This window comes from Porphyrobacter sp. THAI-01a, from assembly GCF_056868655.1.
This window is the reverse complement of record NZ_CP180579.1, coordinates 2011137-2028435: the sequence shown is the minus strand read 5'-3', so window position 1 is coordinate 2028435 and position 17299 is coordinate 2011137. Positions and strand designations below refer to the sequence as shown.

Annotated in this window: 13 protein-coding genes, 1 tRNA gene and 1 other RNA gene; 10 read left to right on the top strand and 5 right to left on the bottom strand. The window is 69.5% G+C overall.

Translation table 11 applies throughout. From position 1 onward, the window contains the following. Positions 1-11 precede the first annotated feature (11 nt). The 3 genes from hrpB to ffs all read left to right on the top strand — a co-directional run bounded on the left by hrpB (position 12) and on the right by ffs (position 2871). Complete coding sequence (gene hrpB, locus ACMX37_RS09855; RefSeq protein ID WP_483145755.1) at positions 12-2447, top strand: ATP-dependent helicase HrpB; 2436 nt, start codon at positions 12-14, stop codon at positions 2445-2447. A gap of 15 nt (positions 2448-2462) precedes the next feature. Beyond that, positions 2463-2741 carry an ETC complex I subunit gene (locus ACMX37_RS09850; protein WP_483145754.1) on the top strand — a complete coding sequence of 93 codons (279 nt, stop codon included), beginning with the start codon at positions 2463-2465 and terminating at the stop codon, positions 2739-2741. Between the two features lie 35 nt (positions 2742-2776). Further along, positions 2777-2871, top strand: an RNA gene (gene ffs / locus ACMX37_RS09845) — signal recognition particle sRNA small type. Here the strand turns inward: ffs and ACMX37_RS09840 are convergent. After that, positions 2870-3370 carry a DUF4188 domain-containing protein gene (locus ACMX37_RS09840; RefSeq protein ID WP_483145753.1) on the bottom strand — a complete coding sequence of 167 codons (501 nt, stop codon included), beginning with the start codon at positions 3368-3370 and terminating at the stop codon, positions 2870-2872. The genes ffs and ACMX37_RS09840 overlap by 2 nt on opposite strands. A gap of 132 nt (positions 3371-3502) precedes the next feature. Here ACMX37_RS09840 and ACMX37_RS09835 point away from each other — a divergent pair, with 132 nt between their 5' ends. From ACMX37_RS09835 to ACMX37_RS09820, 4 genes are all read left to right on the top strand, one after another. Next, positions 3503-5272, top strand: a complete 1770-nt coding sequence (locus tag ACMX37_RS09835; protein ID WP_483145752.1) for a DNA polymerase III subunit gamma/tau — start codon at positions 3503-3505, stop codon at positions 5270-5272. A gap of 14 nt (positions 5273-5286) precedes the next feature. After that, positions 5287-5628, top strand: a complete 342-nt coding sequence (locus tag ACMX37_RS09830) for a YbaB/EbfC family nucleoid-associated protein (protein WP_483145751.1) — start codon at positions 5287-5289, stop codon at positions 5626-5628. A 299-nt stretch (positions 5629-5927) separates the two neighbouring features. Next, positions 5928-8336, top strand: a complete 2409-nt coding sequence (lon, locus tag ACMX37_RS09825) for an endopeptidase La (protein ID WP_483145750.1) — start codon at positions 5928-5930, stop codon at positions 8334-8336. A 241-nt stretch (positions 8337-8577) separates the two neighbouring features. After that, positions 8578-8850 (top strand): HU family DNA-binding protein, encoded by a 273-nt coding sequence (locus ACMX37_RS09820; RefSeq protein WP_086740315.1) that lies wholly within the window; start codon positions 8578-8580, stop codon positions 8848-8850. 89 nt (positions 8851-8939) lie between these two features. Here the strand turns inward: ACMX37_RS09820 and ACMX37_RS09815 are convergent, their stop codons facing one another. Next, positions 8940-9851 carry a hypothetical protein gene (locus tag ACMX37_RS09815; RefSeq protein ID WP_483145749.1) on the bottom strand — a complete coding sequence of 304 codons (912 nt, stop codon included), beginning with the start codon at positions 9849-9851 and terminating at the stop codon, positions 8940-8942. 25 nt (positions 9852-9876) lie between these two features. Then, positions 9877-10668 (bottom strand): 23S rRNA (guanosine(2251)-2'-O)-methyltransferase RlmB, encoded by a 792-nt coding sequence (gene rlmB / locus ACMX37_RS09810; protein WP_483145748.1) that lies wholly within the window; start codon positions 10666-10668, stop codon positions 9877-9879. Between the two features lie 171 nt (positions 10669-10839). On the opposite strand from rlmB, the gene ACMX37_RS09805 reads away from it, so the two are divergent. Further along, a tRNA-Tyr gene (locus ACMX37_RS09805) sits at positions 10840-10925 on the top strand. Positions 10926-11046: 121 nt separating this feature from the next. Here ACMX37_RS09805 and ACMX37_RS09800 read toward each other — a convergent pair. Further along, positions 11047-13425 carry a YbcC family protein gene (locus ACMX37_RS09800; RefSeq protein ID WP_483145747.1) on the bottom strand — a complete coding sequence of 793 codons (2379 nt, stop codon included), beginning with the start codon at positions 13423-13425 and terminating at the stop codon, positions 11047-11049. Between the two features lie 32 nt (positions 13426-13457). Beyond that, the gene (locus ACMX37_RS09795; protein ID WP_483145746.1) at positions 13458-15023 is read right to left on the bottom strand and encodes a proton-conducting transporter transmembrane domain-containing protein; all 1566 of its coding nucleotides are present in this window, start codon (positions 15021-15023) and stop codon (positions 13458-13460) included. A gap of 97 nt (positions 15024-15120) precedes the next feature. Between ACMX37_RS09795 and ACMX37_RS09790 the strand changes: the two genes are divergently transcribed. Both ACMX37_RS09790 and ACMX37_RS09785 read left to right on the top strand, forming a co-directional pair. After that, positions 15121-16041 carry a LysR family transcriptional regulator gene (locus tag ACMX37_RS09790; protein ID WP_483145745.1) on the top strand — a complete coding sequence of 307 codons (921 nt, stop codon included), beginning with the start codon at positions 15121-15123 and terminating at the stop codon, positions 16039-16041. Between the two features lie 98 nt (positions 16042-16139). Beyond that, the gene (locus ACMX37_RS09785; protein ID WP_483145744.1) at positions 16140-17285 is read left to right on the top strand and encodes a beta-ketoacyl-ACP synthase III; all 1146 of its coding nucleotides are present in this window, start codon (positions 16140-16142) and stop codon (positions 17283-17285) included. The last annotated feature ends 14 nt before the right edge of the window (positions 17286-17299 follow it).

Genomic DNA, 17299 nt, shown 5'->3' with positions numbered 1-17299 from the left:
TCGGGCGGGGCGTGAAGCCCGACCTTCCCATCCACGCCGTCCTGCCGCAGATCCGCGCCGCGTTGGCCGGGGCGGGGGCCGCCGTGCTGATCGCGCCGCCGGGGGCGGGGAAGACCACTGCGGTCGCTCCCGACCTGCTGGGCGATGCGTGGTGCACCGGCCAAATCATCCTCACCTCGCCCCGCCGCGTCGCCGCCCGCGCCGCCGCCGAGCGCATGGCCGAGATGCTCGGCGAGAAGCCCGGCGAGACGGTCGGCTACATGACCCGGCTCGACAGCAAAACCTCCGCGCGCACCCGGATACTCGTCGTAACCGAGGCGATCCTCGTGAACCGGCTGGTGGAGGATCCGGAATTGCCCGGCGTCTCGGCGCTGCTCTTCGACGAGGCGCACGAGCGCGCGCTCGACAGCGATCTCGGCCTCGCGCTGGCATTGGAGACCCGCGCCGTACTGCGCGAGGACCTGCGCGTGCTGGTGATGTCGGCCACCATCGACGGCGCGCGCTTCGCCCGGCTGCTGGGCGAGGGCGCGGCCGTGATCGAAAGCGAGGGGCGCAGTTTTCCCCTGACGATCAAATGGCTTGGCGGCGATGCCTCGCAAGGCATCGAGGATCGCATGGCCGGTGCCATCCTCACCGCGTGGCGCGAGGAGGCGGGCGACATTCTCGCCTTCCTCCCCGGCGTGCGCGAGATCGAGCGGGTGCGCGAGCGGTTGGAGCCGCGCTTGTCAGATGTGCCGATCCATGCCCTGCACGGACAGGTCGAACCCGCTGCCCAGCGCGCCGCGATCCGGCGCGATCCCGAAGGGCGGCGGCGCATCGTCCTTGCGACCGCGATTGCCGAAACCTCGCTGACATTGGACGGGGTGAGCGTGGTGGTCGATTCCGGTCTCGCCCGCCTAGCCGAGTTCGACCGCGCGGCGGGGACCACGCACCTCGTCACCCGCCGCGCCTCACAGGCCTCGGCGGCGCAGCGGGCCGGGCGCGCGGCGCGGCAGGGGCCCGGGGTCGCCTATCGGCTCTGGGAGGAGGCGGGACATGCCGGTCGGCCCGAATTCGCGCCGGCCGAGATCATGCAGGCCGACCTTGCCCCTTTGCTGCTCCGGCTGGCGAAATGGGGCACTGCCGATCCGGCTTCCCTGCCGTGGCTCGATCCGCCGCCGGAGGCTTCCGTCGTGGCAGCGCGGCGCGCGCTGGAGGCGCTGGGCGCGCTCGACGCAGGCGGGCGGATCACGCCGCTCGGGCAAGCCGTCGCGAGCCTGCCGATGGCCCCCGACCAGGCTGCCGCCGTTCTCCACGGCTCCGCCGCCGGCGTGGGCGAGGATGCCGCGCGTCTGGTGATGCTGCTCCAGGAACGCGGGCTCGGCGGACGGGGCGAGGACCTGATGCAGCGCCTCGCCCGCTGGCGCAGTGACCGCGCGCCGCGCAGCAGCGCTGCGGCTGGGATTGCGAGGGGCTGGGCAGGGCAGGCGGCCAAGCTGGCGGGTGTGATCGGCGAAAGCCCCGCGAAGGACGCCGCCGAAGCCCTCGCGCTCGCCCGTCCCGATTTCGTCGCCCGCCGCCGCGACCCCTCGGGCGAGAGCTGGATCAGCGCCGGGGGGAGGGGCTATATCCTCGACCCCGCCTCGCCGATTGCCCGCGCCGAGTGGATCGTGATCGGCGATGCCCAGGGGCAGGCCAAGGGCGCGCGCATCACCGCCGGGGCCGAACTCGCACCCGATCGGATCGCCGCCCTGTTCGCGAACGAACTTCAGGAGCGTGTCACAACCCGCTGGAACAATGAAAAGAACCGGGTCGAGGCCCGGCGCGAACGGCGGCTCGGGGCGATCGTTCTGGCAAGCGTGCCCGAGCCTGCGCCAGATCCGGCGCTGCTTGTGGATATCCTCGTGGAAAAAGCGCTGGAGAAGCTGGGGGAACTCATGCCCGAAGGCTTTCTCGCCCGAGGCCGCTTCGCCGGGGTGGAGGCGCTCTCGCCCGAGGCCCTGTCCGCCCGCGCCGGCGAGTGGCTCGCACCGCTGCTGTCGGGCCGCCGCGATCTCGACCTGCCGCCGCACCGCTTCGCCGAGGCCGCGCTGGGAATGCTGGACTGGAACGCCCGCGCCACGCTCGACAAGGCTGCGCCCACCCACTTCACCTCGCCCGCAGACACGCGCCACGCCATCGACTATGCCGGTGATGACGCACCGAGTGTCGAGGTGAGGGTGCAGGGCCTGTTCGGGCTCGACGCGCAGCCGATGATCGGCAGCACCCCCCTGCTGCTCAAACTCACCAGCCCGGCGGGCCGCCCGATCCAGTCGACCCGCGACCTTCCCGGCTTCTGGCGCGGCAGCTGGCGCGATGTGGTGAAGGACATGAAGGGCCGCTATCCCAAGCACCGCTGGCCCGATCAGCCGTGGCTGGAAAAGCCGAGCATGAAGACCAAAAACGCCTTCAACCGCAGCGATTCGTGATTTAAGGGGCGGGTCATGAGCGCACGTATCTACCAGAAGCCCAAGCACGCGATGCAGTCCGGCAAGGCCCATACCGATGAATGGGTGCTGGAGTTCGAGCAGTCCGAGGCGCGTTTCGCCGATCCGCTGATGGGCTGGACCGGGAGCGCGGACACGCAGTCGCAGGTGAAGCTCACCTTCCCTTCGAAGGAAGCGGCGCGGGCCTATGCCGAGAAATACGGCATCCCGGCCCGCGTGATCGCCACGCCGCCGAGGCGGTTGAAGCTCCAGGCCTACGCGGACAATTTCCGCTGAGTTGACGTTTCGCCTGACGGACGCCATATGCCCACCCGGGAGTCGGGTGGACGTTTGCGTCCGCTCACCGGGTCAGGGCCGGAAGGCAGCAGCCCAGGTGGATTGCGGCGGGTCGCCCGGCTCCTTCCTCACGCATCGTCGGCAATTGCACCGGAGCCTGCGCGCATCCGCTCGCGCGCCGCATTGCGCGATCCGGTCGCCGGCACCAGCCCGCTGACGCGCCCGAGGCCGAAGGGCGGCATGTTGCCATAGACCGTCTCGTGCGCGCCGGCCGCGACGACGTACGTCTCGTGGTAGATCCCCACCGTCCCGTCATTGCCGATGCTGCGGTTGAAGGCGGTCCATGCCGGCCAGTGCTGCGCGTCGCGGTTGCGGGCATAGGCCTCGAGGCTGTCGAAATCGCGCCAGTATTGCAGCAAGAGAATCTGGCGCGGTGAGCACAGGGCGAACTCGGTGCCGAGGAAGCCGCTCTCGGGATTGCGGCTGAGTTCGCGGATCATCGGGCCCATCGCCCGGAACACGGGCCACCACCGGCCGATCTTGTGGAAGTGGTTGATCCGCATGCCGATCAGGAACACCACGAGAGGGCCGGTATGGCTGTCGGTCATTCGGCCCGGAATGATGCTCATCACGGTCTCCCTTCGCGCTCAATTCAATTGCGAATTGCAACCGGAGTCAAGGGCGAGGCGCGCGCGAAGTTCGGGTGATGACCGGCCGCAAGTCTTCGACATTGGGCGATGCCGGGCCTAAGATGGCAGGCGATGAGCGATTCCGATCCTGAACTGCCCGAGGAAGAGACGGGTCCGAGCCTCGCCGAGCTCGAGGCTGCGGGGCAGAACGCCCTTTTCGGCGATCCCGCGCCCGCGCCCGCAGCTGCGCCCGCACCGACGCCCCCCGCGCCGAAGCCGGGCGCCGCGCAGCCTTACCGCGTCCTCGCTCGCAAGTACCGGCCGCAGACCTTCTCCGAGCTGATCGGGCAGGATGCGATGGTGCGGACCCTCGCCAATGCCATCGCCCGCGACCGGCTGGCCCACGCCTTCCTGATGACCGGGGTGCGCGGGGTCGGCAAGACCTCGACCGCGCGCCTCATCGCCAAGGCGCTCAACTGCGTCGGGCCGGACGGGCAGGGCGGGCCGACGATCAACCCTTGTGGGCAGTGCGAGCCCTGCACCGCCATCGCCGAGGGCCGCCACATCGACGTGATCGAGATGGACGCGGCCTCCAACACCGGGGTCGACGACGTGCGCGAGATCATCGAGCAGGTCCGGTATGCCGCGGTCTCGGCGCGCTACAAGATCTACATCATCGACGAAGTCCACATGTTGTCCCGCAATGCTTTCAACGCCTTGCTCAAGACACTTGAGGAGCCGCCGCCGCATGTGAAGTTCCTGTTTGCCACCACCGAGGTCGACAAGCTGCCGGTCACGGTGCTGAGCCGCACCCAGCGTTTCGACTTGAGGCGCATCCCGGCGGGTCTGCTCGCCGAACACTTCGCCAAGGTCTGCGCCCTCGAAGGTGTCGAGGCGGAGGGCGAGGCGCTCTCGATCATCGCCAATGCCGCCGAGGGATCGGTGCGCGACGGCCTTTCGATCCTCGACCAGGCGATCGCCCATGCCGACCTCGACGGCGAGGGCAAGGTCGCGGCTTCCCGGGTCCGCGACATGCTCGGCCTCGCCGACAAGAGCGCGCAGCGCCGGTTGCTCGGGCACCTGCTCGAAGGCGATGCCAGGGCGCTGCTCGCCGCGGTCGAGGAGCAATATGCCCTCGGCGTCGAGCCGCTCGCGCTGATGCGGGCGCTGATGGACCTCGTCCACCGCATCACCCTCGCGCAGGTCTCGGGCGCCGAGCCCGAGGCCCCGGCCGAGGACGAGCGCCGGGCGCTCGCCGATTTCGCCGCGCGGATGGGGGCGGGGGAACTGCACCGCCTGTGGCAACTGCTGCTCAAGGGCCACGACGAGGTGCGCACCGGCCCCGATCCGCTGGTCTCGCTCCAGATGGCGCTGCTGCGCATCCTCCATGCCGCGCAAATGCCCGATCCGGGCAAGCTGGCAAAGCGGATCGAGGAACTCGCCGCGAACGGGATCGCCGCTGCCCCCCCCGCCGGACCGGACGGCGCGCCCGCCACGGCCCCGGTCGCCGCCGCGCCCGCCCGATCATGGGCCGCGCTGGTCGACGAGGTCGATGCCTCGGGCCAGCTGCGCGTCGCCCAGATCATGCGCGACCGGGTGCGGGTGATCGAACTCGGGCCCGAACGCCTCGTCTACCAGCAGGCCGACAGCTTCCCCGACGACCCCGCGCCCGATATCCGCGAGGCGCTGTTCAGGCTGACGGGCAAGCGCTGGCAGGTCGAGCGCGGCACCGGGGAAGCGCAGCCTTCCCTGCGCGAGGCCGCCGAGGCCGCCGCCGCGGCCGAGGATGCGCGCATCCGCTCCGACCCGCTCGTCAAGGCCGCCTTCGAGGCCTTCCCCGATGCCGAGCTGATCGGCACCGCCCCCCGTGCCGCTGCTGGCGGCAGCCCCCCGTGGAACTGAGGAGACCCCCCGCGATGAAATCGATGGAAGAGATGATGGCCGCAGCCCAGAAGGCCGCCGAGACCATCCAGAAGCAGATGAACGAGATGCAGGTGAAGCTCGACTCGATCGAGGTCGAGGGGAGTGCGGGCGGCGGCCTCGTCAAGGTCCGCGCCAGCGCCAAGGGCCGCATCCTCGGCGTGTCGATCGACGACAGCCTGATGGTGCCCGACGACAAGCAGATACTCGAGGACCTGGTGGCGGCCGCCTTCAACGACGCCCGCGACCGCGCCGACCGTGTCTCGGAACAGCAGATGCGCGAGATGCAGGGCTCGATGGGCCTGCCGCCCGGGTTCAACCTTCCCGGTCTGGGGTGAGGGCCGAGGCCGGGCGAAGTTTACAAAGTTGACACTGTAAACTTCGCAATCCTACAGGAATTCCCGAGCCAATTCAGAAGCTTTCGGGCCAAAACCGAAGTTGACACTGTGCACGGCGTTTTTCGCCTGCGTGCCAGCGAACCGACGATGGGAAAGAGCCCGACCACCCTGCCGCGCCGCACGCCTGTAGGAAAGCCCCGCGAACCGCTCCGCCCGCTTTCGGCAGGGCGGGGCGACCGTCCACAGTCTAGCCTCTGTGCCCCATTGCGGGACCGCGTGGCCCTTCCCATATCTCGGGCATGACCCAGACCTATCCCCTTCTTCCCCTGCGCGACATCGTCGTTTTCCCCGGCATGGTCGTTCCCCTCTTCGTCGGGCGCGACAAGTCGGTCGCGGCGCTCGAGGCGGCGATGGAAGCCTCCAAGGACATCGTCCTCATCGCCCAGCTCGATCCGGGCTGCGACGATCCCGAGGGCGACGACCTCTACGATGTCGGCGTGATCGCGCAGGTGCTCCAGCTGCTGAAGCTGCCCGACGGCACGGTGCGCGTGCTGGTCGAGGGCAAGACCCGCGCGCGGTTGGCGGCGCTCGAGAACACGGGCACGTATCTCCTTGCCGAGGTCGAGCCGATCGAGCCCGAGACCGTGTCGGGCAGCGAGGTTACCGCGCTGATGCGGCAGGTGACCGAGCAGTTCGGGGAATATGTCAAGCTCAACAAGAAGATGGGCGAGGATGCGGGCGTCGACCTCGGCGAGGTCGATGATGCCGGCCAGCTCGCCGACACCATCGCCGCCGCGATCAGCGCCAAGGTCGCCGACAAGCAGTCGCTGCTGACCGAGGCGAGCCCGCTCAAGCGGCTCGAACTCGTCATGGCCTTCATGGAAGGCGAGCTGTCCGTCCTCCAGGTCGAACGCCGCATCCGCGGGCGCGTGAAGCGCCAGATGGAGAAGACCCAGCGCGAATATTACCTCAACGAGCAGTTGAAGGCGATCCAGTCGGAACTGGGCGGCGGCGATGACGGCGAGGGCAACGAGATCGCCGAACTCGCCGAGAAGATCGAGAAGGCCAAGCTTTCCAAGGAAGCCCGCGCCAAGGCGCAGGCGGAACTGAAGAAGCTGCGCTCGATGCAGCCGATGAGCGCCGAGGCGACCGTCATCCGCAACTATCTCGACGTGCTGCTCGGCCTGCCGTGGGGCAAGAAGTCGAAGCTCAAGAAGGACATCGCGCGCGCGCAGGCGGTGCTCGATGCCGATCACTACGCGCTCGAGAAGGTAAAGGACCGGATCGTCGAATATCTGGCCGTGCAGGCGCGCACCAACAAGCTGAAGGGCCCGATCCTGTGCCTCGTCGGCCCCCCGGGCGTGGGCAAGACCTCGCTCGGTAAGTCGATCGCCAAGGCGACGGGCCGCGAATTCGTGCGCCAGTCCCTGGGCGGGGTGCGCGACGAGGCCGAGATCCGCGGCCACCGGCGTACCTACATTGGCTCGATGCCGGGCAAGATCGTTGCCAACCTCAAGAAGGCCGGCACGTCCAACCCGCTGTTCCTGCTCGACGAGATCGACAAGCTCGGCCAGGATTTCCGCGGCGATCCGGCCTCGGCGCTGCTCGAGGTGCTCGACCCCGAGCAGAACGCCAAGTTCCAGGATCACTATCTGGAACTGGACCTCGACCTTTCCGACATCATGTTCGTGTGCACCGCGAACAGCCTCAACCTGCCCCAGCCGCTGCTCGACCGCATGGAGATCATCCGGCTCGAGGGCTACACCGAGGACGAGAAGGTCGAGATCGCCGAACGGCACCTGATCGAAAAGCAGGTCAAGGCGCACGGGCTGAAGAAGGGCGAGTTCACCCTGACGCAGGAGGCCCTGCGCGACCTGATCCGCTACTACACCCGCGAGGCGGGGGTGCGCACGCTCGAGCGCGAGATCGCCAAGCTGGCGCGCAAGAGCCTGCGGCAAATCCTCGAAGGCAAGGCGCAGAGCGTCACCATCACGCCCGAGAACCTCGGCGACTTCTCCGGCGTGCGCCGCTTCAAGCACGGCGTGTCCGAGGAGGAGCCGCAGGTCGGCGCGGTGACGGGGCTGGCGTGGACCTCGGTCGGCGGCGAGCTGCTCACCATCGAGAGCGTCACCACGCCTGGCAAGGGCGAGATCAAGACCACCGGCAAGCTCGGGCAGGTGATGAACGAGAGCGTCCAGGCCGCCTTCAGCTTCGTGAAAGCGCGCAGCACGGCCTACGGGATCAAGCCAAGCCTGTTCAACCGAAAGAACGTCCACATCCACCTGCCCGAGGGCGCGGTGCCCAAGGACGGGCCGAGCGCGGGGATCGGCATGGTCACCTCGATCGTTTCGACCCTCACCGGCGTTGCGGTGCGCCCCGATGTGGCGATGACCGGCGAGGTCACGCTCAGGGGCCGGGTGCTGGCGATCGGCGGCCTCAAGGAGAAGCTGCTGGCGGCCCTTCGCGGCGGCATCAAGACCGTCCTCATCCCCGAGGAGAACGTCAAGGACCTCGCCGACATTCCCGCCAATGCCAGGGAAGGGCTGGAGATCATCCCGGTCTCGCACGTCGACGAGGTTCTGGCCCGCGCGCTGACCGAGCCGCTGGAACCGATCGAATGGACCGAGGCCGACGATCTCGCCAGCCAGCCGACTGCTTCCGCTTCGGGTGCATCGGGCGCATCGGGAGAGGTGCCAACCGCCCACTGACACGCTAAGAGGGCCTCGCTTGCCGCGATTCGCGGCAGGGTCGCATTTTTCGACGACGCATTTGTGCAGACCGCTTCCGTGTCCAACCCAAGTTAGGCGCGGGAAGTTGCACGGCTTTTTTCAAGGGCAGCCCGCTCGGGCTATTTGCCTTTGACAGGCCTAGCAAAAAGGTCTCAATTTGCCGGCTTTCGACAAGCGCGATTCACCGACACAACGAAATCCTGAAGCGAGGGGGTCCCCGATGAACAAGAACGACCTTATCAGCGCCGTTGCCGACGCAAGCGGTCTTTCCAAGAACGATGCTTCGAATGCCGTCGAAAGCGTGTTCGACGCGATCACCAAGGCGCTTTCGGGCGGCGACGAGGTGCGACTGGTGGGCTTCGGCACCTTCTCGGTCGCCAAGCGCAAGGCCTCGACCGGGCGCAACCCGCGCACCGGCGAGCCGATGAAGATCAAGGCTTCGAATCAGCCCAAGTTCAAGGCTGGCAAGGGCCTCAAGGACGCGGTCAACTGATCCGCGCCTGACGCCGCCTTACCGAAAAAAGAGCGAACCCCGTCGGCCTTGCGGCCGGCGGGGTTTCTCTTTGCGCAGGCCCGCAGGCCTCAGCGGGCGGTGGCGATCAGCGCAGTGGGGGCCTGGGTGGTGGCCTGCGAGATGCTCCAACGCAGCACTTCGCCGCCGCCGGGCGCGGTCTCGGGCCCTTCGTCAGTGTTGTTGGCGAGGATTCGCATGCCCGGTCCGGTGCGGATGGTGAAGGTGCCCTCGAGCACCGGCACGCCCGGAGGCAACGCGGTCGCCCCGCCGTCCGCCGCATCGCCCTCTGGCGCAGCCCCGATCGCCGCAAGCCCGGCGAGCGTGCCCATGCCGCCCATCATGCCGCCGACCGGATTGTCGCCGTTCTGGATCGCGAAGCCGGGGGCATTGATCCGCGCCTGGCTGCCATCGCGCAGGAACATCTGCACGAAGGGATTGAGCGGCGGAAAGCCCTCGATCATCGGGAACATGAAGTCGTGGCCCGTCGTGCCGCTGATGGCATAGCTCACCTCGAACAGCCCGTCGCCCTTGTGGACCACGCGGTTCCAGCCCTTCTGGCGTTCGAGCAGCCTGACCAGCTGTTCGGCGGCCTTGGGATCGGACGGGTCGATCCCGCCCATGATCGCCTTCATCGTCTCGGCGTCCTTCTTCGCCTTGGCCGCGCGCTCGGCCGCTCCGGCGTCCCATTCGGCGCGCTGCGCGTCGAGTTCTTCCTTCGTGCATTCGCGCGGCTCGAAGGTCTCGTCGCTGTAGCATTCGGAGGGCGTGAAGGCCTCCTCCGCCGCCGCGCCCATCTGCGCCAGCTTGGAGAGGCCGAGGAAGAAGATCTCGCCCTCGTAGCTGAAGGTGAAGCTGTCCAGCCCGGTCAGCGCGAGCTCGGACGTGAACTTGCCCGGCGACATGAAGCACCCGGCAAGCGCCAGCGCGAGCCCTGAAAGCAGCGCCGCGGCGCGCAGGCGGATGGTGGTCGATATGGTCATGGCTTCCCCTCCCTATGCCGCGAGCTTACCCCCGCGTCGCCGTCGCATAAAGCGCAATCGCCGCCGCGTTCGAGACGTTGAGGCTCTCGATCGCAGAGGAGATCGGCAGCTTTGCCAGCACGTCGCAATGTGCGGCGATGTTGTGCCTGAGGCCCTCGCCCTCGGCGCCGAGCACGATCGCCAGCGGGCCGGTGGGCATGATGTCGGCCAGCACCGCCTCGGCCTCGCCCGCCAGCCCGATGCGCCAGTAACCGGCATCGGCCAGCTCCTCGAGCGCGCGGGCAAGGTTGACGACCCGCACCCACGGCACGGTCTCGAGCGCGCCCGATGCCGCCTTGGCCAGCACGCCGCCCTCGGGCGGGGCGTGGCGATCCTGCGTCACGATCGCCGCCGCCCCGAAGGCCGCCGCCGAGCGCAGGATCGCGCCGACATTGTGCGGATCGGTGACCTGGTCGAGCACCACGATCGGATGCGCCGCCTCGCCCAGCGCGACCTCGTCGAGGAACACGTCCTCGAGCGGGGCGCATTCCAGCACCAGCCCCTGATGCGGCGCGTCCTTGGCGACGAGGCGGGCGAGATCGGCGCCGTCAGCATATTCGACCGGGAAGTCGGCCGGCAGTTCGCCGTCGAGGCTGTCGATTCCCTCGCGCGTCGCCCACAGCTTGCGGTGGGACCGCTCGGGGTTCTTCAGCGCCGCCTCGACCGCGTGGCGGCCCCACAGGCGCACCTGCCCGCTCGAGGCCCGGCCCGAACCGCGCCCGCCCTTCATGCGTCCCGCACGGCCCCTGAGGGCGCGCTTTCTTTCACCTTTGCTCATCATCGTTCCCCGGCTGGGCCATTCCAGACCGCCCCCTGCCAGCAGGGCCATTGACAGGCAAGCGACGCTTCGCCAAAGGGGCGCCTCTCGGCGGCAGGCCCCAAGCGGGACTCGCACGATTTCAGGGCCTCATGAGGCCCGGGACGCCCCCCTGACGACAGGGGACTGTGTGGACAGGTGGCCGAGTGGTTAAAGGCAGCAGACTGTAAATCTGCCCGTGCAAGCGTACGCTGGTTCGAATCCAGCCCTGTCCACCACTTCCCTTCCGGTCGAAAGCACCTTCGGGCGGTTCCCGTGATGAACCCGAACGCAAACCGCCCGCACCGCGGGGGCGGTGCGGGCGGTGCCACCAGCGTTGCGACCCGCCGGGCTATCCGGTCACGCGGCGAGGCTGTGTTCGGTCGCCTCGGCGAAGGCGAGGCCGGGCAGATAGCGTGCATCGACCTTGCCGTCCTTCAGGGCGAAGAGGTGCAGCCAGCCATTGTCGAACAGCGCGCGCACGCTCGGGTGCTTCTCGAGGATCGCCAGCATCTGCTCGCGCGGGGCCTCGATCATCACGCTGAGGCGCAGCGGCTCGTGCTGGAGCGCCTCGCCGTCGTGGACCGCCTGCCAGGGAAGCCCGGCGCGCAGGCGGCCGCCATTGCCCTCGATCACCCCGATCCCGCCGACGACGTTGTGGATCAGCTTGTTGCCGCCGCCGAACATCTCGGGCGCGACCGACGAGCCGTAATATTGCAGGCTGATCCAGCTCGCCACCACCACCGGCGCGGTGATGATGAGTTCGAGCGTGCCGAAGCCCTCGTCCGCCTGCCAGTCGTAGGAATGGAGGAAGGCGCGGCCCCCGAGGTCGCGGCCCGCAGTCGCAGCGCGCGGGGCGGCGATGAAGGCGGCGCAGCCGGCAAGGCCCCATTCCGGGCGGATCTCGGCCCAGTTCTGGGCGCGCGCCGGAAGGCTTTCGCCGCGCGCACCGGGGATGCGCAGCGCGCGCTCGGCCCGGGCGATCTTGGCCGCCTGTGCGAGCATGGTGCGCACCTTGGCGAGGTCGCCGGCGCGGCCGGCGGGCAGGCCGTCCTCGTAGATCGTGATCGCATCGGTCGTGGTGTCGTGGAGACCCGCGACGAACAGCGTGTCCTCGGCCACCTCGACCCCGCGTGCGGCGAGGCCTGCGCGGGTCTCGGGATCGTTGAGCAGGATCGCCAGCAGGCGGGCCGAGACCTCGCCGGTGTAGCCCCCGCAGGCGCCGCAGTGATAGGCGCTCTCGTGCGGATTGTTGGTGACGTTGCCGCCGTGGCCGAGCAGCAGGACGATCTCGCCGTGGCCCTTCGTCAGGCTCATCGCCTTGAGCACGGCCGCACCGGTGTCGGCCTTGGCCTCGGCGCTCATGCCGCCGATGACTTCGGGAGCGGGTTCGGCCTTCGGCTTGGGGGTGAAGCCCAGCGCCGACTTGACCAGCTTGACCGCATAGACTGGCCCCGCCGCCTCCACGAAGGCGAAGGAGGAGACCGCCGCCTGGCGGAAGCGACCCCATGCGCGCGCCCCGCGGGCGGCGATGCGGTCGGCCTGGTCCCTGGCCGGATCGCCCGCGCTGGTGGTGGTGATCGCCGGGTTGAGCAGCACCGGCAGGCGCGCCTCGAGGATGTCCGAGCCGTGGGCGTGGTGCGCCAGCGGCAGGCCGAAAAAGCCAGCAAAGCCGATGGTGGCGATCGAGGGGTCGACGCTTTCCAGCGCGCGGCGGAACACCTCCGAGCGCACGTCGATGCAGAAGGCAGCCTGGAGGAAGGGGCGGGTCTCGTCGGCCAGCGCGGCGCCGTCCAGCGCGGCGGCGAGGCGGCGCTGGTGGCCGCGGTCGGCGGCATCCTGGAGGATGGCAAGCGCGACGTCCTCGGCCGTCGGCGCGACCGGCGCGGCGTGGGCGGCGACGGTGGCGGCCCACTGCTCGGCGATGGCGGGGGTCTGGACCAGCAGCGCCTCGTCCCAGATCAGGCGGATCGCGAGGAGGTCCATGAGGGTGCGGTCGGTGTCGCCCACCAGTTCCGCCTGCCACAGCAGCCAGCGCGCGTGCTGCGCCCAGCCGCCGAGGCTCATGGCGAGGCGGTGGAAGGCGGTCGGCGCGGCGGCCTCGGAAATGCCGAGGGTCTCGGCGGCCGAGAGGATCGCGCGCTCGGTGGTGTCGGGCGCGCAGGCGACATGGGCGCAGAAGCCCTTGAGACCGGCGATCTCGGGGGTGAGGTCATGCATCGCCCAGGCCCGCCAGGCGGCGAAGGCCTCGGCGCCGGGGGCCGGGCTCCACAGCGCCTGTCCGCGGTCGAAGTGCCCGGCGGCCCACAGCCCGATGCACTTGTCGATCAGCGCCGGCCAGTCGATCCCGGTCGCCTGCGCGGCGAGATCGGCGACCGTCGGCAGGGCGCGCGGGGTGGGGCCGTCGCCCAGTTGCCGGGCCAGTTCGCGCAGGGCCAGCGTGCTGCTCGGCTTGAGCGGCGAGTTGCAGGCGGCGAAAGCCTCCGCGAGGTCGTCGGGGCTGATCCGGCCCTCGGTGATGGCGGCGGCATAGTCCGCGCCGGTCCGCGTCACGCGCACCCCGGCGACCCGGGCGAGCCGCGCGGCGGCGGTGGCGAGGTCCTCCCCGGTCTGGCCAAGGAAGGGGTTGACCGCCACGGTGGCGTCGAGCGGGAAGGCGGGCGGAACCATGCGCCCGGCGGCTTCGGCGGCTTCGAGCACCGCCGAGAAGCGGGCCGGGGCGATGTCGGCGTGGTTCATCAGCATGGCGTTGTCTCCGATGGTAGCGTTCGTCAGCGGGTGGTTGTGGTGCGGAAGCCGCCGATCGCGCGGTCGAGCAGGGCGTTCATGTAAAGGCCGTTGGCGAGGTGGACGCGCAGGCCCGCGGTCGCCGGGTGGTGCGCCCAGAGCGGGAACAGCGCCTGGGCGAAGGCGACGAGGCCGAAGCTCGCCACCGCGATCACCAGCAGCGCCCATTCGAGCTCGGTCGGGGCGGGTGCGGCGGGCAGCAGCGGGCCCCAGATGCCCTGGGCAATGGTCTGGAAGGTGAAGTAGCCCACCGCGGCGGCCAGAGCGGCGGTGATGGTGCGGGTGGTGAGCGCGGCCGGAGCACGGCCGGCGAGGCCCTGTGCGACGAGGTAGGCCACCCCGAAGATCAGGATCGCGCCCAGCGCCAGCGCCTGCGGGGACTTGGGGCCGAAGGCGAAGGTGAAGCCGGCGGCGATGGCGGCGAAGATCGCCAGCGCGAGGGCGAAGCTCTTGAGCACCGCAGCGACGCTCGGCACCGCGACCGGGCCGGGGCGGCGGATGCTGGCGACCTCGGCGACCGCGTTCCCGGAGGAGAGGAAGGCGTGGGCCTTGTAGAGCGAGTGGGCGACGATGTGGAGCAGCGCGAGCGTCCACAGGCCGAGGCCGCACTGGAGCAGCATGAAGCCCATCTGCGAGACCGTCGACCAGGCAAGCGCGGTCTTGATCGCGCTCTGGGTGAGCATGACGGCAGCGCCGAACAGCGCGGTGAAGCCGCCGATCATCACCAGCGCTGCCATCGCCCCGGTGCTCTGCTGGACGAGGCCGGCGGCGGTGATCAGCAGGACGCCGCCCGAGTTGATGATCCCGGCGTGGAGCAGCGCGGAGACGGGGGTGGGGGCCTCCATCACCTCGGTCAGCCAGCCGTGGAGCGGGAAGGCGGCGGTCTTCAATGCGGCCGCCGCGACGATCGCGGCGATGCCGAGCGTGCCGGCAAAGTCGAGGTCGGTGGCGGTCGCGGCAGCGGGAAGCGCGGTCACGTCGAGGGTGCCGAACTTCGCGTAGAGCAGCCCGGCGGCGCAGGCGAGCATCACGTCTCCGGCGAACCAGACGCGCGAAAACTTGGTCGCGGCGCGCTGCGCCTCGGGGCGGTCGGGATAGAACAGCAGCAGCTGCTTGAGCGTCAGGCCAACCGCGAAGGTGGCGATGACCAGCGTGGGGAGGGTTCCCGCCTGCACGAACACCAGCACTGCGGCGAGCGTGGTCAGCATCAGCCCGTGGAAGGCGCCCTCGCGCGCCTCGCCGTCGAGATAGGTGCGGCTGTAGCGCATCACGATCCAGCCGATGAAGCCGACGAGGCTCGCCATGCTGGCGGCGACGAGGTCGCTGCGCAGGCCGAGCGCGAAAGGCCCGTCCAGCAGCGAAAGACCTGGGGAGGAGACGACAGCTGCCTGGGCGAGCCCCGCGAGCGCGATGGCGAAGCTGGCGAAGGCCGCACCTTCCGACCAGCGCGGCAGGCTGCCGGGGCGCTTGCCCGGGCGGGCGAGGGCAAGCAGGATGACCGGCACGAGCGCCAGCGGCGCGAGCATCGAGATGGCGAGGGCGTCGGGCATGGACGGGCACTCCGGCAGCGAGAGGTTTGCGGATGCCGTCGGGATAGGGGGTGGACGAAATTAAAGAAAATACATATTTTGCGCTGAAACGTTCGGCATGAACGAACGATCAGGCGGGAAATCGACCATGGCGAGCCTCAATCTGCATCACTTGCGCCTGTTCCGCGCCACCGCGCGCGAGGGCACCCTGACCGCTGCCGCCAAGGCGCTTAACATCTCGCAGAGCGCGGTCTCGACCCAGATCAAGGCGCTCGAGGCCGATCTCGGCCACGACCTGTTCGAGCGGCGCGGCCGCAATCTCGTGCTGACCGAGGCGGGGCGGATCGCGCTCGACTATGCCGACCAGATCTTCCGCGCCTCCGAACAGCTCCAGGCGACCTTCCGCGCGGTCGGCGGGCAGAGGAAGGTGCTGCGCATCGGCGCGCTCGCCACGCTCTCGCGCAACTTCCAGATGGGTTTCCTCGCGCCGCTGCTGGGCCGCGACGATGTCGAGGTGGTGCTGCGCTCGGGCACGCTGGCCAGCCTGCTGCGGGCGCTCGACGCGCTCAGGATCGACGTGCTGCTGACGAACCAGGTCCCCGCGCGCGATGCCGCCAGCCCCTATCTCGTCCGGCGCATAGCCGAGCAGCCGGTGAGCCTCGTCGGCGCACGCAGCCGGCTGGCGCTGGCGGCGCAGGGCCTGCCCGTCCTCCTGACCCGCGCGCCGCTGATCCTGCCCACGCCCGAGACGCAGCTGCGCGCCGGGTTCGACGCGCTGATCGAGCAGCTCGGCATCGTCCCGCGCATCGCCGCCGAGGCCGACGACATGGCGATGCTGCGCCTGCTCGCGCGCTCGGATGCCGGGGTGGCGGTGATCCCGCCGATCGTGGTGCGCGACGAGCTGGCGAGCGGCACGCTCTACGAGCTCGCCCAGCTGCCCGGGCTGACGGAGGAGTTCCATGCCGTCACCATCGCCCGCACCTTCCCCAATCCGCTGCTGCGCGAGGTGATGGGCGAGGCGCAGGCGGAGAGCGCCTGACCTGCGCGCCGCGCATCGTGCGGACAGCGGCGGTGCGGGGCCTTGCGGGGGGCGGCGGCGCGCAGTAAGGCCGCGCCCTTCGCAAGCCAGAGAGTTCCATGCAGGAATCGCAAGTGTCGCTCACCGGACGCCCCGTCATCTCCGCCACCGGACTGTTCACCCCGGCCGAGAGCATCACCAACGAAGAGCTGGTCGCCAGCTTCAACGCCTTCGTCGATCTCCACAACGCGGCCAACGCCGATGCCATCGCGGCCGGGGACGCCGAGCCGCTGGCCTATTCCTCGGTCGAGTTCATCGAGAAGGCGAGCGGGATCAAGGCGCGCCACGTGATGAGCAAGGCCGCGATCCTCGACCCCGACATCATGTGTCCGCGCCTGCCCGAGCGGCCGAACGACGAGTTGTCGGTGATGGCCGAGATCGGCGTCGCCGCCGCGAAGCAGGCGCTGGAGCGCGCCGGTCGCAAGCCCGAGGATGTCGACGCCGTGCTGTGCGCCGCATCGAACATGCAGCGCGCCTATCCGGCGATGGCGATCGAGATCCAGCAGGCGCTCGGCATCGAGGGCTTCGGCTTCGACATGAACGTCGCCTGCTCCTCGGCGACCTTCGGCATCCAGACGGCCGCCGACTACATCCGCGCCGGCAACGCGCGGTCGGTGCTGGTGGTCAGCCCGGAGATCACCTCGGGCCACCTCAACTGGCGCGACCGCGACAGCCACTTCATCTTCGGCGACGTGGCGACCGCGGTGCTGGTCGAAGATGCCGCCATCGCTCCGGCGGCGCACTGGGAGATCCTCGGCACGAAGCTGAAGACGGTGTTCTCGAACAACATCCGCAACAATTTCGGCTTCCTCAACCGCGCCGCGCCCGAGGGCGAGGGCAAGGCCGACAAGCTGTTCGTGCAGGAGGGCCGCAAGGTCTTCAAGGAAGTCGTCCCGATGGTCGCGCAGATGATCGTGGACGAGGCCGGGCGGCTGGGAATCGATCCGGCGGCGCTCAGGCGCCTGTGGCTGCATCAGGCCAACGCGGGAATGAACCGTCTGATCGCGCACAAGGTGCTCGGCCACGAGGCTTCGGAGGACGAAAGCCCGACCGTGCTCGACACCTATGGCAACACCTCGAGCGCGGGCTCGATCATCGCCTTTCACCAGCATTGCGAGGATCTTGCCGCCGGTGACACCGGACTCATCTGCTCCTTCGGGGCAGGCTATTCGGCCGGCACGGTCTTCGTGCGCAAAGCAGGTTAGGGTGGTGTCGCTTG

Coding starts and splice junctions, on each gene's coding strand:
- ACMX37_RS09830 (WP_483145751.1), top strand. CDS start 5,287: ATGAAATCGATGGAAGAGATGATGGCCGCAGCCCAGAAGGCCGCCGAG.
- ACMX37_RS09785 (WP_483145744.1), top strand. CDS start 16,140: ATGCAGGAATCGCAAGTGTCGCTCACCGGACGCCCCGTCATCTCCGCC.
- ACMX37_RS09815 (WP_483145749.1), bottom strand. CDS start 9,851: ATGACCATATCGACCACCATCCGCCTGCGCGCCGCGGCGCTGCTTTCA.
- ACMX37_RS09820 (WP_086740315.1), top strand. CDS start 8,578: ATGAACAAGAACGACCTTATCAGCGCCGTTGCCGACGCAAGCGGTCTT.
- ACMX37_RS09790 (WP_483145745.1), top strand. CDS start 15,121: ATGAACGAACGATCAGGCGGGAAATCGACCATGGCGAGCCTCAATCTG.
- ACMX37_RS09850 (WP_483145754.1), top strand. CDS start 2,463: ATGAGCGCACGTATCTACCAGAAGCCCAAGCACGCGATGCAGTCCGGC.
- ACMX37_RS09800 (WP_483145747.1), bottom strand. CDS start 13,425: ATGAACCACGCCGACATCGCCCCGGCCCGCTTCTCGGCGGTGCTCGAA.
- ACMX37_RS09840 (WP_483145753.1), bottom strand. CDS start 3,370: ATGAGCATCATTCCGGGCCGAATGACCGACAGCCATACCGGCCCTCTC.
- ACMX37_RS09795 (WP_483145746.1), bottom strand. CDS start 15,023: ATGCCCGACGCCCTCGCCATCTCGATGCTCGCGCCGCTGGCGCTCGTG.
- ACMX37_RS09835 (WP_483145752.1), top strand. CDS start 3,503: ATGAGCGATTCCGATCCTGAACTGCCCGAGGAAGAGACGGGTCCGAGC.
- rlmB (WP_483145748.1), bottom strand. CDS start 10,668: ATGAGCAAAGGTGAAAGAAAGCGCGCCCTCAGGGGCCGTGCGGGACGC.
- lon (WP_483145750.1), top strand. CDS start 5,928: ATGACCCAGACCTATCCCCTTCTTCCCCTGCGCGACATCGTCGTTTTC.